This window comes from Marinicauda sp. Alg238-R41 (assembly GCF_947331485.1).
Classification (GTDB): Bacteria; Pseudomonadota; Alphaproteobacteria; order Caulobacterales; family Maricaulaceae; genus Marinicauda; species Marinicauda pacifica.
Genome location: NZ_CAMZOJ010000002.1, coordinates 1 through 16109, shown reverse-complemented (window position 1 = coordinate 16109; position 16109 = coordinate 1). Strand labels below are relative to the sequence as shown.

Here is a 16109-nt window from a genome sequence, read left to right as displayed (position 1 = left end):
GTGACTTTCGTACTGAAACTCACCTTATCGGCCTGTTGGGCGCTGGACAAGCGTTTCCCTAGCCCGCCTTCAGTGGCTGACCGAAAATTCGGTGCAAAATGGCAGCCAAGTCTCAGGACGCAAGCCGCTCGCAGACTTCCGCGCCGAAGGCCCGGCACCCGAGGGAGCCGCCAATATCGGCCGTCGTCCGGCCCGATTTGAGCTGAGCCTGCAGGGCGGCGTCGATCCGGTCGGCAGCGCGCGCCTCGCCCAGGCCGAACCGCAGCAACATGGCGGCGCTGGCGATGGCACCCGAAGGATTGGCCTTGTCCTGCCCGGCAATGTCGGGCGCACTGCCGTGAATGGGTTCGAACAGGCCGGGTCCGCCCTCGCCCAGACTGGCCGAGCCGAGCAGTCCGAGCGAGCCGGCAATCACCGCCGCCTCGTCGGAGAGAATGTCGCCGAACAGGTTTTCGGTCAGGATGACATCGAAGGCGGAGGGATGGGTCACGAGCTTCATGGCCGTCGCGTCCACATACATGTGGTCGAGCGTGACGTCCTGGTATTCCGGCGCAAGCTGGTTGACCGTGGAGCGCCACAGCCGTGAGGTCGCCAGCACATTCGCCTTGTCCACGCTGGTCAGCTTTCCCCTGCGCCCGCTGGCCGCCCGGAAGGCGACCCGGGCGATCCGGGCCACCTCGTCAGCAGAGTAGGTGCACAGGTCGGAAGCGGTCTCGCGCCCCTCGCGCTTTTCGCCGAAATACAATCCGCCGGTCAGTTCGCGCACGATCAGAAGATCAGCGCCCGCGACACGGTCGGCTTTCAGCGGGGAGAGGTCTTCCAGCCCGGCGAACACCTTGACCGGACGCAGATTGGCGAACAGGCCGAGCTCGGAGCGAAGCGCGAGAAGACCCTTTTCAGGACGTTCCGGCGCGTCATCCCATTTCGGCCCGCCCACAGCGCCCAGAAAGACCGCATCGGCAGAGCGGGCCTTGTCGAGTGCCTCTTCGGGCAGCGGCTTGCCGCAGGCATCGAGACCCGCCCCGCCAAACGGGGCTTCGTCGAAGGTCAGCGACACGCCTTCGGCGGAAGCGGCGGCCTTGAGGCAGTCGACCGCGATGCGCGCGACCTCGGGACCGATGCCGTCGCCAGGCAGAACCAGAATGTGTTTGCTCACGCCGCCCGCGCCTCTTCAAAGCGTGTGATCGCCTCGTCCTGCGCGAGGATATAGCCCATCGGATCGACCCCCTCGATCAGGCAGGTCCGGGCAAAGGGCTCGAGCTTGAACTCCGCGCGGATATTGCCTGCCGTGACGGTCTGGCCGATGACGTCGATCTCGACCTCCTCACCGGCCCGGTCGAGCAGGGCGGCATGGGAAGCCTCGTCGATCTCGCAGACCACAAGCCCGTTCTTGGCGGCGTTCGACTTGAAGATGTCGGCGGCGCGCGAGGTGATGACGGCCTGGAAGCCGAAATCCATCAGCGCCCAGGGCGCATGCTCGCGCGAGGAGCCGCAGCCGAAATTGTCCCCGGCCACCAGTATGCTTGCCGCGTCGGGGTCGACACCGTTGAGCGGATGGGCGGTCTTCGACCCGTCCTCGTTGAAGCGCCAGTCGCAGAAGCACGCTTCGCCCAGCTTGCCGCGTTCGGTGGTCGTGAGAAAACGCGCCGGGATGATCTGGTCGGTGTCGATATTGGCGTCGCGCAGGGTGAAGCTGCGCGAGGCGATGCGGGTAATGGGCTCATTGAGCATAGCTCGCCTCCAGGATACGGCGCGGGTCGGCAATGGCACCGCAGACAGCAGCGGCAGCGGCGGTGGCCGGGCTGGCGAGGACGGTACGCACGCCCTTGCCCTGACGGCCGGCGAAATTGCGGTTCGAGGTCGAGACGACGAGCTCGCCCGGCTTGCCGCTATCCCCGTTCATGGCGATGCACATGGAGCAGCCCGGCTCGCGCCATTCGGCTCCGGCCGTCTTGAAGATGGCGTCGAGCCCTTCCGCTTCGGCAGCGCGCTTGACCGCCTCCGAACCCGGGACGACCAGCATGCGCACGCCCGATTTGACGTGACGGCCGGCCATGATTTCGGCGGCTTCGCGCAGATCGGACAGGCGCGCATTGGTGCAGGAGCCGACAAAGACCGCGTCGACCGGCTCGCCCAGCAAGGTGTGACCGGGCCGGAAGCCCATATAGGCCAGCGCCTCGGCGGCCTTGCCCGGCGCTGCGGCCGGAGTGGTGGCCGAAACGGGTACGGCGGTGTCCGGACTGTCGCCCCACGTGACCATGGGAGCCATGCGCGACGCATCGAGGCGGACCTCGGTGTCGAAGACGGCGCCGGGATCGGACTTCAGTTTCGACCAGCGCTGCTTGGCTGCCTCGAACGCGGCGCCCTTGGGGGCGTATTTGCGTCCGCGCAGCCAGTCGAACGTGGTCGCGTCCGGGGCGACGAGACCGGCCCTTGCGCCGGCTTCAATGGACATGTTGCAGACCGTCATGCGCGCTTCCATCGACAGCGCCTCGATGGCCTCGCCGGCATACTCGATGACATGGCCGGCCGCGCCGCCTGCGCCGAGTTCGGCGATGATGGCCAGGATCATGTCTTTCGCGCCGACACCGCGGGGCAGCTTTCCGTCGACGGTGACGCGCATGGTCTTCGGCTTGCGCTGCAACAGGCACTGGGTCGCCAGGACATGGCCGACTTCGGTCGTGCCGATGCCGAAGGCGAGCGAACCGAATGCCCCATGGGTGGCGGTATGGCTGTCGCCGCACACGATGGTCATGCCCGGCTGGGTCAGTCCCAGCTCCGGCCCGATCACGTGGACGATGCCGCGATCCTCGCTGCTCCATCCGGCCAGGCGGATGTCGTGGCGGCGGCAGTTGTCCTCCAGGCGCTCGACCTGCTTCTTCGCGGCGTCATTGATGTAGATCGGCAGGCTTCCCGGCGCGCGCGGCGTGGTCGGCGTTGCATGGTCCAGCGTCGCAAAGGTGAGGTCGGGACGGCGCACTTTCAGTCCGCGTTTTTCCAGCTCGGAGAAGGCCTGGGGGCTGGTGACCTCATGAATGAGGTGAAGGTCGACATAGAGCAGGCCCGGCGCCTCGGTCTTTTCCGGCGCGGCGAGGTGGGTGTCCCAGATCTTGTCGAACAGGGTCCTAGACGGCGACGCCATGACGCGGGTCCTCCTCTGAATTGGCGGCCTGGCTCTGCATCGGCTCCAGCCAGCCCCACTGGTCTTTCGTGGTTCCGTCGAACAGGCCGAAGAAACGCTCCTGCAGAAGTTTCGTGACAGGACCGGCCCCGGCAGCCCGGGTCGGCTTGTCATCGACCGAGCGGATGGGGGTGACCTCGGCTGCGGTGCCGGTAAAGAAGGCCTCGTCGCACAGGTAGAGCATCTCGCGCGGCAGGGTCTGCTCGACGACTTCGATGCCTTCGGTGCGGGCGATCTCGATGATGGTGTCGCGGGTGATGCCCTGCAGGATGGAGCTCGAGGCCGGGGGCGTCAGCAGCTTGCCGTTCTTGACCAGGAACAGGTTCTCGCCCGCGCCTTCGGACAGCCGCCCGTCAACGTCCAGGCCGATCCCCTCGGCATAGCCGCGCGATTTGGCCTCGCGCGAGATCAGATAGCTCGACAGATAATTGCCGCCCGCCTTGGCGCCGGTCGGCGCGGTGTTGGGCGCCATCCGGTTCCAGCTGGACACGCATACATCCACGCCCTCGGTGCGCGCGGTCTCGCCGAGATACGCGCCCCATGCGAAGGCGGCGATGCAGACATCGATCGGGTTGTCCGCGGCCGGGACAACGCCGATGGAGCCATAGCCCATGAAGGCGATGGGCCGCAGATAGGCGGACACCAGCTTGTTCGCGGTGACTGCCTGCTTGCAGGCGGCGACCAGCTCAGCCTCGTCATAGGGCAGGTCGAAGGCATAGATGCGCGCGGAATCGTGCAGGCGGCGGATATGGTCGGTCAGGCGGAAGCCGACCGGACCGCTGGACGTCTCATAGACGCGAATACCCTCGAACACCGATGTTCCGTAGTGCAGAGCATGGGTCAGCACATGGACCTGGGCATCGGCCCATCGCACAAGCTCGCCGTTTCGCCAGATATATTCAGCTTCGTTGATAGCCATTTGAGTGTGTCTTTCTTCACGCTGCCGCAGTGGCACGCGCCGCGCGCCGGCGTTGAACGGCGAGGGCATTGTTGAGCGCGTCCACATAGGCGGACACGCAGGCGGGGATGATGTCTCGGGCCCGGGCACGCCCGGTGAAGATCTCGCCGAAGGCTTCTGCCTTCAGCTCGACCAGCACGTCGGCGCCCTGCCCGTCGGCGCCGGCCTCTTCGGCTTCGGCGGCGATGTACTGCATGTCGATGTCGGCCACGCGGGCCGGAGCATCCATGATCTGGCTCACAGCCTGGTAGGTGGCATCCAGCGCGCCGGGTGCAGCGGCCAGATCGCTGATGCGGCCGCGGGTGACGTGCTCCAGCTCGACCCGGGCGACCGGGTGCGCGTTGGCCGCCAGCGGGGTGCGGATTTCCAGCTTGGACAGACGCCAATCGGGATCGTGTGTGCCCGGAGCCTCCTCGCTCAGCAAGGCGGTCAGGCGCGCCGAGTCCACCAGACCGACCTCGTCGGCGATGGCCTTGAAACGCACAAAAGCCGCTTCCAGCGCCGGACCATCCAGCGTGTAGCCGAGCTCGGCCGCGCGCGCCTTCAAGGCGTGCTTGCCCGAATGCTTGCCCAGCACGATCTGGTTGGAGGCCAGACCCACATCCTCGGGCCGCATGATCTCGTAGGTCTCGCGATTGCGCAGCACGCCGTGCTGGTGGATGCCGCTTTCGTGCGCAAAGGCGTTCGCGCCCACGATCGCCTTGTTGCGCGGCGTATGGGTGTTGGTCACCTGGGACAGGGTACGGCTGGCCGCCATGATCTTCGTGGTGTCGATCCCGGTCGCGATGCCGAAAGCGTCGCGGCGGGTACGCAGGGCCATCACCGCGTCTTCCAGCGCGCAATTGCCCGCACGCTCACCGATACCGTTGACCGCGCACTCGATCTGGCGCGCACCGCCACGCACCGCGGCCAGCGAGTTGGCGACGGCCATGCCCAGATCGTCGTGGCAATGCGCGGAGAAGATGACGCCGGCCGGACGGCTGACCTTCTGGCTCAGCTGGCGGAAGAGCTGGTAGATCTCGTCCGGAGTCGCATAGCCGACCGTGTCCGGCACGTTCAGCGTGGTGGCCCCGGCCTTGGCCGCGGTCGACAGCGCCTCGATCAGGAAGCCCGGCTCGGTGCGGATCGCGTCTTCGGCGGAGAATTCCACGTCATCGGCGAATTCGCGCGCATAGGCGACCATGGAGCCGATCCGTTCCAGGATTTCGGCCGGGGTCATGTTCAGCTTGTGCTCGCGGTGCAGCGGGCTGGTGCCGAGGAAGACGTGGATGCGCCGGTTCTTCGCCGGCTTCAGCGCCTTGGCGGAGGCCTCGATATCGCCCTTGGCTGCGCGCGCCAGAGAGCAGATTGTCGGCCCCTCGACCTCGCTCGCGATGCGGTAGATAGCCTGGCTGTCGCCGGGGCTGGCCGCGGCAAAGCCGGCCTCGATCACGTCGACCTTCAGCGCGGCCAGGGCATGAGCCATTTTCAGCTTGCCGGCCTCAGTCATCGAGAAGCCGGGCGCCTGCTCCCCGTCGCGCAGGGTCGTGTCGAAGATTTTGACGGTCTGGGTCATGACGCTCGTTCCAAACAGGGTTCTCTGGTGGCTTCCGAACGCACGGCCGTGACGCCGTACATCTTGGCGACGTGGCGGCCCAGCACATCCATGCGCCGGGATGCATCGCGCGGCGCGACGCCCAGGGTCAGGCGCGCCGGGCCCGGGCCGGTCTCGGGCATGTCGACGGAGCAGACGTCAAAGCCCTTGCGCTCGACGAGACCGATGAGGCGAAGGACCGCGCCCTCGCTGCGGGTGAAGTCGATTTCGATGCGGTTGGACATGTCAGGCCTCCATCATGTCGGAATTGGATGCGCCTGGCGGCACCAGCGGCCAGACGTTCTCTCTCGGGTCGATGCGTACATGCGCCAGGATCGGGCCGGTCGCGCTCAGCAGGCGGTCGATCGCGCCGTCCACCTCCTCGCGCCGGTCCACCGTGAAGGCTTCCAGGCCGAAGGCCCGGGCGATCTCGGCAAAGTCGGGATTGTCGTAGAGGTCCACCTCGGAGAAGTTTTCCTCAAAGAAGAGCTCCTGCCACTGGCGCACCATGCCCAGCTGGGAGTTGTCCAGCAGCAGGATCTTCAACGGCAGGCGATAGCGCTTGATGGTCGCCAGCTCGTGGATGTTCATCATGATCGAGCCGTCCCCGGTGACCGTGATCACGGTCGCATCCGGCTCGGCGAACAGCGCGCCGATCCCGGCCGGAATTCCAAAGCCCATCGTGCCCAGTCCGGCACTGGTCAGGTGCGCCTGGGGACGCGAGAAGCGGCAATGCTGGGCCACCCACATCTGATGCTGGCCCACATCGCAGGTCATGATCAGCTCGTCGCCGGCGCGCCGGGACAGCTCGTTCAGCATTGCCGGCGCGAACACGCCCTTGCCCGGAGCGTCATAGCGCATGGCCCAGCGTGTCTTGTTCTGCGCGCAATGCTCGCGCCAGGGCGCGATGGAGAGCGGGCCGGGACGCAGCGCATCCAGCACCTTGGCCATGTCCCCGCCAATGGCGATATCGGCGTGGCGCAGCTTGGAGATTTCCGAGGCGTCCGCGTCGATGTGGATCACCTTGGCGTGCGGGGCGAAGCTGGCCAGGCGTCCGGTCGCCCTGTCGTCGAACCGCGCCCCGGCGCAGATCAGCAGATCGCTTTCATTGACCGCCAGATTGGCGGCGCGCGTACCGTGCATGCCCAGCATGCCGAGGAAGTCGGGCGTCTCGGTCGGCAGTCCGCCCAGCCCCTTCAGGGTTGCCACGGCCGGGATGCCGGTGCGCGAATGGAAGGCGCGCAGAGCCGCTTCGCTGCGCGAGATTGCGATACCGCCGCCGAAATACAGGACTGGACGCCGGGACGCCGCGATCAGGGCAGAGGCCTGCTCGATGAGCGCGGGATCGAGATCCGGCCAGGGGGTCGACCGGGCCCGGTGATCGTTCTGGGGGGAAACTGCGAAGGAGGCCTGCATGACATCCTTCGGCAGGTCGATCAGAACCGGGCCCGGCCGGCCTTGCGTTGCCACGGCGAAGGCCTCGGCAAACACGTTGAAGATTTCGGCCGGATCGCGCACCAGAAAGGAGTGCTTCACGATCGGCAGGGTGATGCCGAACGTGTCGATCTCCTGAAACGCATCGGTGCCCATCATTGCCGTCTGGGTCTGGCCGGTGATGGCGATGAGGGGGACCGAATCCATAAAGGCATTGGCAATGCCGGTGACCAGATTGGTCGCGCCCGGACCGGAGGTGGCCATGCAGACGCCGGCCTTGCCGGTCACCCGCGCATAGGCGTCGGCGGCCAGGGCCGCGGCCTGCTCGTGGCGCACCAGGATATGCTTGAGCTGCGAGCCCGGCAGGGCGTCGTAGACCGGCATGATGGCGCCGCCGGGATAGCCGAAGACGTATTCGGTCCCGGCCAGTTCCAGCGCGCGAACGACCGCCGCAGCGCCGGTCATCGACTCAGGCTGGGTCACAGGCTCAGACTTGATGGGCTGGGCGGTCATGGCGTGATGTCCTATTCGGCGCTTTGACCGGCATTCGCGCCGGGTTGGAGCCACGCCATGCGTTCGCGCAGGCGGGCTCCGGTTTTTTCGATGTTCTGGTTCAGGTCGGCGCGCAGCATGGCGTCGTATTTCGGCTTGCCTGCCTGGTTCTCCAGCACCCAGTCGCGAGCGAACGACCCGTCCTGAATGTCGGAGAGAACCTCGCGCATGCGCTGACGCGTCTCCGCGTTGATCACGCGGGGTCCCGAAACCAGGTCGCCGTACTTGGCGGTCTCGGAGATGAAGTCGTGCATGCGCGCAAGCCCGCCCTCATACATCAGGTCCACGATCAGCTTGAGCTCGTGCATGCACTCGAAATAGGCGATTTCGGGCTGGTAGCCCGCCTCGACCAGCGTCTCGTAGCCGGCGGTGACCAGCTCGCTCGCCCCGCCGCACAGCACGGCCTGCTCGCCGAACAGGTCGGTCTCGGTTTCCTCGGCAAAGCTGGTCTCGATCGCGCCGCCCGCCGTGCCGCCATTGGCCCGGCAATAGGCGAGCGCCTTGTCGCGCGCCTTGCCCGAATGGTCCTGCTGGACCGCGAACAGGCTAGGCACGCCGCGTCCGATTTCAAATTCGCGCCGGACCAGATCGCCCGGCCCCTTGGGCGCGACGAGCACGACGTCGAGATCGGCGCGCGGCTTGATCTGGCCGTAGTGGATCGAAAAGCCGTGCGCGACCATCAGCGTGTCGCCAGCGTCCATCTCCGGCTCGATCTCGGCATAGACCTCGCGATGGGTCATGTCCGGGGTCAGCAGCGCGGTGAAACGGGCGCGCTTTGCCGCCTCCCTGGTTTCCACGACCTCAAACCCGTCTTGCTCGGCCCGGGCCCAGGCCTTGCCGCCGCGCCGCGCGCCGACAATGACGTCATGACCGGAGTCGCGCAGGTTGCGGGCATGCGCCCGGCCCTGGCTGCCATAGCCGAGGATAGCGACCGTTCCGGTCAGGGCTTTCGGATCGGCGTCGTCGTCGGTGTAGATGCGGGTCATGGGTGAAAGTCCTTCGTGGGTTGATCTTCGGGCAAAGAAAAACCCCCGCTCCGGGCTGGAGCGGGGGTCCTGGGTGTCTGGTTTGAAACTACTTCGTTCAGACAGGGGCCGCCGCTCCGGATATGGAGGTAATAAGGACTACGACAAGAAGGACGAGCGAGGTCAGCGCGACCGGGAGAACCCGGTCACGGCTGGCAATCGCAATGGTCTTCGTGTCGCGCATTACGCTGGCTCCTGTACCCGCCTTTGGACCTGAATGGCCCGCGTGCGGAACGGGGACATGCTGCATTTGCGAGCACGCCCGATCTGTTGAAAACCGTAAGGCGGAAATCATCGCCACGGCAACCGGTAAAATGACGATTTTCCGAGAAAATTTTTTCCTTTAATAAATTCAATTATTTATCATGTGTTTATTGTTCTTCCGCCTCGCAGATGTGGTGTTTGAGACACAGGGGACCGGTTGACGGGATGTGGAAAAGGCCCGCACGTTTCGCAGGTGCAGCGCCCACGGTGCGCACCTTGTAAGGAGCTGGACATGCTGGCCACCCGGCATAACATCGGCAGCGAATTGGCGACCGCCCCGGCGGCCGGCCTTCGCACGTCCGCGTCCCTCACCACCACCATTACCGTGACCACTATTACCCTCCCGACGCGGGGGCGGTACGGCACGGGCTGAGTTCACACACCACGAACACAACCACCCGATCCGACCCGCTCCCGGCCCTCCGCGAGCGGGTTTTTTCATGCCCGGTTCACCCCGGTTACCACCGCCAAAAAGGACATTTCCCATGGCTTCCGCCCTTTCCTCCCTCGATCCGGCTCCGCGCCTCAGCGTGCTGAAGTTCGGCGGATCCGTGCTGACCCGCGAGAGCGACTATCGCGCGGCCGGCGCGGAGACCTACCGCCACGTTCGTGACGGGGAGAAGGTGATTGTCATCGTTTCCGCGCTGGCCGGCGAAACCGATGCCCTCGTCTCGCAGGCCCAGCGCATGGGCGGAGAGGCGAGCGCGGCAATGTCGGCCCGCCTCGTCCGGCTCGGCGAGTACCGCTCGGCGGCGATGATGGGTCTCGAGATGGCCCGGCTCGGCGTGCGCACCGAAGTGCTCGACCCCTACGAAATCGGTCTCAAGGCTGAAGGCGAGCCGCTCGACGCGGATCTGTGCGATCTCGACGCCAAGGCGCTAGCCGATGCGCTCGAGCGCGCCGACGTGCTGGTGATCCCGGGCTTCACCGCCGGCCACGACCAGTACGGCGCCGTCACGCTGGGACGCGGCGGCACCGACCTTACGGCCGTCTTCTTCGCGGCCCGCGCCGGGGCAGACCGGGTCCGGCTTATCAAGGATGTGGACGGGGTCTACAGCGAGGATCCGGCGGTCAATCCCGACGCAAAACGCTATGACTGCCTCGATTATGAAGCAGCGATGGCGGCCAGCCGCGGCCTGATCCAGCCCAAGGCGATCGAGGCGGCGCGCGACCATGATGTCGTCATCGAGGTGGCGTGTATGGGAGCCGGCGCGGCCACGCGCATCGCGCGCCTGCCCAAGCGCGCCGGACGTCTGCGCCACCGCGGCCCGATGAAGGTCGCGCTTCTGGGATGCGGATCGGTCGGCGCAGGGGTCCTGGACTATCTTCGTACCCACCCGGACCTGTTCGAGCTCAACCCGGTTCTGGTCCGCAACCCGGCCAAGCATGCCGCGAACAAGCAGGCGAGCTTCACCAGCGATATGGCTGAGAGTCTTGCCGGAGACCCGGACCTCGTGGTCGAGCTGATGGGCGGGGCGGACATGCCGGCCCGCGTGATGGAAGACGCACTGGCCAAGGGCGCGCGCGTGGTCACGGCCAACAAGGCTGCCGTCGCCAAGCATTACGACACGCTGGTCGGCGCCGCCCGGCCCGATCATCTCGCCTACTCGGCGGCTGTCGGCGGGGGCGTCACCGTGCTGGAGCGCATCGCCACCCTCTCCCATCTGGTGCAGATCGAGGGCGTCATGAACGGCACGGCCAATTTCATGCTCGACAAGCTGAGCCATGGCGAGGATTTCGAGGCGGTCCTGGCCGAAGCCCAGCGTCTGGGCTTCGCCGAGGCCGATCCCAGCGCCGACGTGGAAGGCCATGATGCGGCCGACAAGCTGTCCATCCTGATCCGCGAAGCCTTCGGCGTCGCCCGTCTGCCGGGCGATATTCCCAAGCAATCGCTGCGCGAGGTCACTGGCGAGATGGCGCAGGAGGCAGCGAAGAAGGGCCTGGTCTACAAGCAGATCGGCCGGTGCGTGCTGGCCGAGGGCGAGGTCCGCGCGGCCATCACCGTGGAGGCCGTGCCGCTCTCCCATCCCCTGGCAGGTGCGCGCAATGAAGAAAACCGCTTCCTCCTGACCGAAGCCTCAGGCACCGTCCATGGGGTCTACGGCAAGGGCGCGGGACGCTGGCCGACAGCGGCCGCTGTCTTTGCCGATATCATGGACACGCGCCGCGCATGGTGCGGAGATGAGCGCGGCAGCGCTGCCCTGCCGGGCTCGCACCCGGCCGCGCACGCCGAACCCGCACTTGCCCGCGCCTGAACGACGAAGACAGAACAAGGGGAGACGGCCATGATCCGCGCGAAAGCCAGCGCACCTGCCAGTATCGGCAATCTCGGCGTCGGGTTCGACGTTCTGGGACAAGCCTTCGATGCGGTCCGCGACACGGTAACCGTCGAGCGCGAATCGCGTCCCGGCGTCCGGCTGGGCGAGGTGACCGGCCTGGTCACGCGCCTGCCCGATGCGCCCTCGCGCAATACGGCGCTGGCCGCGGCGCGTGCCGTGCTGGATGCGGCCGGCCGCCCGTTCGGTGTGCGCGTGCATGTCCACAAGGCCATCCCCCTGAGCGCGGGAATGGGCGGATCGGCAGCCTCGGCCGTCGCGGCGGCCGCGGCGGTCAATGCGCTGTTGTCCCGCCCCTTTGCTACCGAAGACCTGCTCGAATTTGCGCTGGAAGGCGAGCGCGCCTCCGCTGATCCCCCGCCCTGGGACAATGTGATGGCTGCACTGCATGGCGGGATCGTCATGGCGGCGGCGACCGATCCCGCCCTGATCCGCCCGGTCCCGGCACCGGCCGGGCTGGTCTCCATCCTGCTCCATCCCGATGCGCAAACCGAAACCCAGCATGCGCGCAACGTTCTCAAACCCGAGGTCGCCATGGAGATCGCGGTCGAACATTCGCGCGCACTCGCCGGCTTCGTGCTGGGCTGCGTCAGCAATGACCGTGCACTCATAGCCGCCTGCCTGCGCGATCGCCTGGTCGAACCGCAGCGCCGTTTCCTGCTGCCCGAGTTCGAACAGGTCCAGGCCGCCGCGCTGCAGGCCGGTGCGCTCGGCTGTTCCTTCTCCGGGTCCGGACCGTCCCTGTTTGCCTGGGCTGACGAGAGCGATGCCGACTATGTCGAGCAGGCCATGAGCGCGGCGTTCGACGCCGCCGGCCGGAGCTTTACCGCCTACCGTTCCGCGATCGATGCGCCCGGTGTGAAACTCGAACCGGTCCGGGAGATCGCGTAATGAAAATGGTGTCTACGCGGGCCGATAGCCCGCCCGTCAGCCTGAGCGAGGCCATCCGCCAGGGTCAGGCGCCCGATGGCGGATTGTATATGCCGTGCGAACTGCCCTCGGCGGCCATGGGCGAGGCGCCCGAAACGCTGAGCCTTCCTAGAAGCGCGGCGCGTTTCCTGGCCCCGGTGTTTTCCGGCGATGCGCTGGCCAGCGAGCTGGCCGAGATTTGCGAGACCGCCTTCGATTTCGACGTGCCGCTGGTCCAGCCCGATCCCGCGCGGCCCGGCCTACATGTGCTTGAGCTGTTTCACGGGCCGACCGGCGCGTTCAAGGATTTCGGCGGGCGCTTCCTGATGGAATGCCTGGACCGTCTGTCCGATCCCCGCGCCCCGCTCACCGTGCTGGCCGCGACGTCGGGCGATACCGGCGGCGCGGTCGGATGCGCGGCGGAAGGCCGGGCCGGCGTGCGTGCCGTCATCCTGTTCGCCAAGGGCCGGGTCTCCGCCTTCCAGCGTCACCAGCTGACCTGCTGGGATGCGCCGGTGAGCGCGCTGGAAGTCGACGGCGATTTCGACGCATGCCAGGCCCTGGTCAAGGCGGCCTTCCGCGACCGGACCCTGCGCGAGCGCCACCATCTGACCAGTGCGAACTCGATCAATCTTGCCCGTCTCCTGCCCCAGGCGGCCTATCTGGCCTGGGCGGTGCGCCGGGTCGAAGCGAGCACCGGACGCAGGCCCGGCCTGATCCTGCCGACCGGCAATCTCGGCCATGGCGTCGCGGCGGCCATCGCGGCGGCGATGGGGGCGCCGGTCGGCCCGCTTGTGCTGGCCACCAATGCCAACGCGACCCTCAGCGACTGGGCCAAGACCGGCGAATACACGCCGCGCGCGTCCATCGCCACGATCGCCAATGCGATGGATGTCGGCGCGCCGAGCAATTTCGAGCGCCTCTCGGCCATGCGTGACGTGGCAGAAAGCGCGCGGGTCGAACGCGTCGATGACGAGCAGATCCGCGCCCGGATCCGCGCCGATTACGAGACCAGCGGCTATGTCTGGTGCCCCCACTCGGCCACCGCCGCGGAAGCCTATGCCCGCCTGGAGGCGAAAGAGCGCGAGGCCCGCCCCTGGATCGTCGCGGCGACCGCGCACCCCTACAAGTTCGCCGACATTGTCGAGCCCCTGATCGGACGCAGCGTCGTGCCGACCCCGGCCCTGCGCGCCGTGACCGACCGGGAAAGCCGGGCGCGCCCCCTCAAACCGGAACTCTCGGCCCTGGCCGACCATCTTGACCACCGACTGGAGACTGCCTGATGGCTGACACACGCCGCCCGTCCCACACACTCATCCAGGGACCGGCTCGCGCCCCGGCCCGCGCCATGCTGCGCGCGGCCGGTTTCGACGACGAGAAGATGGCGCGCCCCATGATCGCCATCGTCAACACCTGGACCGATATCACGCCGTGCAACATGCATCTGCGCGGCCTGGCCCAGCATGCGCGCGAAGGCATCGAGGCCGCCGGCGGCACGCCCGTGGAGTTCAACACGATCGTCGTCACGGACGGGATCTCGATGGGCACTGAAGGCATGCGCGCCTCGCTGATGAGCCGGGAGACGATCGCCGACTCTGCCGAGCTCGCCGTGCGCGGGCACAGCCTGGACGGCGTGCTCTTCCTGGCCGGGTGCGACAAGACGCTTCCGGCCGCAGCCATGGCCGCGGCGCGCATGAATCTGCCCAGCGTCGTGCTCTACGGTGGCTCCATCATGCCGGGACGCCTCGGCGACAAGGCGCTGACGGTCCAGGACGTGTTCGAGGCCGTCGGCGCCTGCGCGGCGGGCAAGATCACCGAAGACCAGCTTGGCGAGGTGGAAAAGGCCGCCTGCCCCGGCGCGGGCGCGTGCGGCGGTCAGTTCACCGCCAACACCATGGCTATGGCGCTCAGCGTTCTCGGCCTTTCGCCCATGGGGCTGAACGACATTCCCGCCGTCCATCCCGACAAGGCGGGGGCGGCCCATGCCGCCGGCGCAGCGGTCCTGCATGCGCTCGAACACAATCGGCGCCCGCGCGACCTGATCACACCGGCAAGCCTGAAGAATGCGGCTGCGGCCGTCACCGCTACAGCCGGTTCGACCAATGCGGTCCTGCACCTGCTCGCGATCGCACGTGAGGCCGGACTCTCGCAGACCGATTTCGACATCGACCAGTTCGACGCCATCTCGCGGGCGACGCCGGTCATCGCCGATCTCAAACCCGGCGGACGCTACATGGCCCCCGATATGAGCGCAGCCGGCGGCACGCGACTGCTGGTCCAGCGGATGCAGCAGGCTGGGCTGATAGTCGATGCGCCCACCGTCACGGGAAAATCCCTGTTCGAAGAAGCAGCCGACGCGAAGGAGACGCCGGGCCAGGATGTGATCCGCGCGCCGGACAACCCGGTCAAAAGCCGGGGCGGGTTCGGCGTGCTGTATGGCGATCTCGCACCGCAGGGCTGCGTGGCCAAGCTGGCCGGGCATGACCGCCTGCGGTTCGAGGGGCCTGCGCGGGTCTTCGACAGCGAGGAAGCGGCCTTCGAGGCGATCAACAAGCGCCAGATCAACAAGGGCGACGTGGTCGTCATCCGCTATGAAGGCCCGTCGGGCGGACCCGGCATGCGCGAGATGCTCGCCGTGACCGCCGCCATTCAGGGCGCCGGGCTGGGCGACGACGTGGCGCTGGTCACGGACGGACGCTTCTCCGGCGCCACCTACGGCTTCATGGTCGGCCATATCGCGCCCGAAGCGGCGCGCGGCGGCCCGATCGCCTTCCTGGAGGAGGGCGACAGGGTCAGCATCGATGTCGAGAACCGTCGCATCGACGTGGATGGCGATCTCGCTGCGCGCGCCCGGGCCGGATTCACGCCGCCGGAACCGCGCTACACCCATGGGGCCTATGCCAAATACGCCGCGCTGGTCGGTTCGGCCTCGCACGGGGCGGTCACCTCATTCCCGTTCGAGCCGCGCGGATGAAGACGCCGGCCGCCGCCTCGCGCTTCGAACACGCGCTGGGCCGCGCGCGGCGCATCGTCATCAAGATCGGGTCGAACCAGCTGACCGATCCGGAAACCGGGCGGGCCCGCGACAGCGTGTTCGAGGCGATCGCCGAGGACATCGCGGCCCTGCGCGAGACCGGCAAGGCGGTGGTGCTCGTCAGCTCCGGCGCAGTCGCGCTCGGACGCCTGCGCCTCGGCCTGCCGCTGTCGCGCACGCTGAGCCTGCCCGAAAAGCAGGCCGCGGCGGCCGTCGGGCAGATCCTGCTGACCGAGGCATGGTCGCGCGCCTTCGCGCGCAGCGGCGTCCTGACGGCGCAGACCCTGCTTTCGCCGGGTGACACCGAAACCGGCCAGCGCCGCGACAATGCCCGCAACACGCTCGCCTGCCTTCTGGACATGGGCGTCCTGCCCATCGTCAACGAGAACGACACCGTGGCGACCGAAGAATTACGCTACGGCGACAATGATCGTCTGGCCGCACGCATCGCCCCCCTCCTGCCCGCGTGCGGCCTTGTCCTGCTCTCCGATGTGGACGGGCTTTACAGCGCCGACCCGGTGCTGGATCCGGACGCGCAACCGATCGATCAGATTGAAGACATCTTCGCGCTCGACCCGGCGCTCGCCGGCGGGCCGCGGGCTGGCAGCCCGGGAACGGGCGGAATGGCGAGCAAGATTGCAGCAGCGCGACTGGCCGCCGCGCATGCGTGCTGGACGGTCATTGCCCGCGCGAGCGACCGGCCCTTGCGCGCGGGATCGGCGGCGCGGCTGACCTTTATCGGCGCGCGCCAGAACGAGACCGCGTCCTAGAGCAATTTCATTGATTTCAGAGTCGCGAGGGATTCACACGGGGCGCGAAGTATGATTCTTGGAGTGTCATCGT

14 protein-coding genes are annotated in these 16109 nt (G+C 67.3%); 5 read left to right on the top strand and 9 right to left on the bottom strand.

Annotated features, from left to right (window positions below):
* Positions 1–112: 112 nt before the first annotated feature.
* The 9 genes from leuB to PGP17_RS08590 all read right to left on the bottom strand — a co-directional run bounded on the left by leuB (position 113) and on the right by PGP17_RS08590 (position 8907).
* Complete coding sequence (leuB, locus tag PGP17_RS08630; RefSeq protein WP_270375018.1) at positions 113–1156, bottom strand: 3-isopropylmalate dehydrogenase; 1044 nt, start codon at positions 1154–1156, stop codon at positions 113–115.
* Positions 1153–1731, bottom strand: coding sequence for a 3-isopropylmalate dehydratase small subunit (leuD, locus tag PGP17_RS08625; RefSeq protein WP_135944603.1), 579 nt, complete (start codon positions 1729–1731; stop codon positions 1153–1155). Before leuD ends, leuB begins: the two co-directional genes overlap by 4 nt.
* Positions 1721–3142, bottom strand: a complete 1422-nt coding sequence (gene leuC / locus PGP17_RS08620; protein ID WP_135944605.1) for a 3-isopropylmalate dehydratase large subunit — start codon at positions 3140–3142, stop codon at positions 1721–1723. The genes leuD and leuC overlap by 11 nt, the downstream gene beginning before the upstream one ends.
* Positions 3126–4100: a branched-chain amino acid transaminase gene (locus tag PGP17_RS08615; protein ID WP_135944607.1), complete on the bottom strand. Its 975-nt coding sequence runs from the start codon at positions 4098–4100 to the stop codon at positions 3126–3128. Before PGP17_RS08615 ends, leuC begins: the two co-directional genes overlap by 17 nt.
* 16 nt (positions 4101–4116) lie before the next feature.
* The gene (locus PGP17_RS08610; RefSeq protein WP_270375017.1) at positions 4117–5694 is read right to left on the bottom strand and encodes a 2-isopropylmalate synthase; all 1578 of its coding nucleotides are present in this window, start codon (positions 5692–5694) and stop codon (positions 4117–4119) included.
* On the bottom strand, positions 5691–5957 hold the full coding sequence (locus tag PGP17_RS08605; protein WP_270375016.1) for an ACT domain-containing protein: 267 nt from the start codon (positions 5955–5957) through the stop codon (positions 5691–5693). The genes PGP17_RS08610 and PGP17_RS08605 overlap by 4 nt, the downstream gene beginning before the upstream one ends.
* A gap of 1 nt (position 5958) precedes the next feature.
* A complete protein-coding gene (ilvG, locus tag PGP17_RS08600) occupies positions 5959–7659 on the bottom strand; it encodes an acetolactate synthase 2 catalytic subunit (protein ID WP_333485400.1) in 1701 nt (566 codons plus the stop codon).
* 11 nt (positions 7660–7670) lie between these two features.
* Entirely contained in the window at positions 7671–8684 is a 1014-nt protein-coding gene (gene ilvC / locus PGP17_RS08595; RefSeq protein ID WP_270375015.1) for a ketol-acid reductoisomerase, read from the bottom strand.
* Between the two features lie 97 nt (positions 8685–8781).
* Complete coding sequence (locus PGP17_RS08590) at positions 8782–8907, bottom strand: hypothetical protein (protein ID WP_270375014.1); 126 nt, start codon at positions 8905–8907, stop codon at positions 8782–8784.
* A gap of 565 nt (positions 8908–9472) precedes the next feature.
* Between PGP17_RS08590 and PGP17_RS08585 the strand changes: the two genes are divergently transcribed.
* Genes PGP17_RS08585 through proB form a run of 5 tightly spaced genes read left to right on the top strand, consistent with a single transcriptional unit; the run spans position 9473 to position 16036 of the window.
* A complete protein-coding gene (locus PGP17_RS08585) occupies positions 9473–11242 on the top strand; it encodes a homoserine dehydrogenase (RefSeq protein ID WP_270375013.1) in 1770 nt (589 codons plus the stop codon).
* 30 nt (positions 11243–11272) lie between these two features.
* Positions 11273–12214 (top strand): homoserine kinase, encoded by a 942-nt coding sequence (locus PGP17_RS08580; protein WP_270375012.1) that lies wholly within the window; start codon positions 11273–11275, stop codon positions 12212–12214.
* Positions 12214–13515, top strand: coding sequence for a threonine synthase (gene thrC / locus PGP17_RS08575; protein WP_270375011.1), 1302 nt, complete (start codon positions 12214–12216; stop codon positions 13513–13515). Before PGP17_RS08580 ends, thrC begins: the two co-directional genes overlap by 1 nt.
* Positions 13515–15206, top strand: coding sequence for a dihydroxy-acid dehydratase (ilvD, locus tag PGP17_RS08570; protein WP_270375010.1), 1692 nt, complete (start codon positions 13515–13517; stop codon positions 15204–15206). Before thrC ends, ilvD begins: the two co-directional genes overlap by 1 nt.
* Positions 15203–16036 carry a glutamate 5-kinase gene (proB, locus tag PGP17_RS08565; protein ID WP_270375009.1) on the top strand — a complete coding sequence of 278 codons (834 nt, stop codon included), beginning with the start codon at positions 15203–15205 and terminating at the stop codon, positions 16034–16036. The genes ilvD and proB overlap by 4 nt, the downstream gene beginning before the upstream one ends.
* Positions 16037–16109 lie beyond the last annotated feature (73 nt).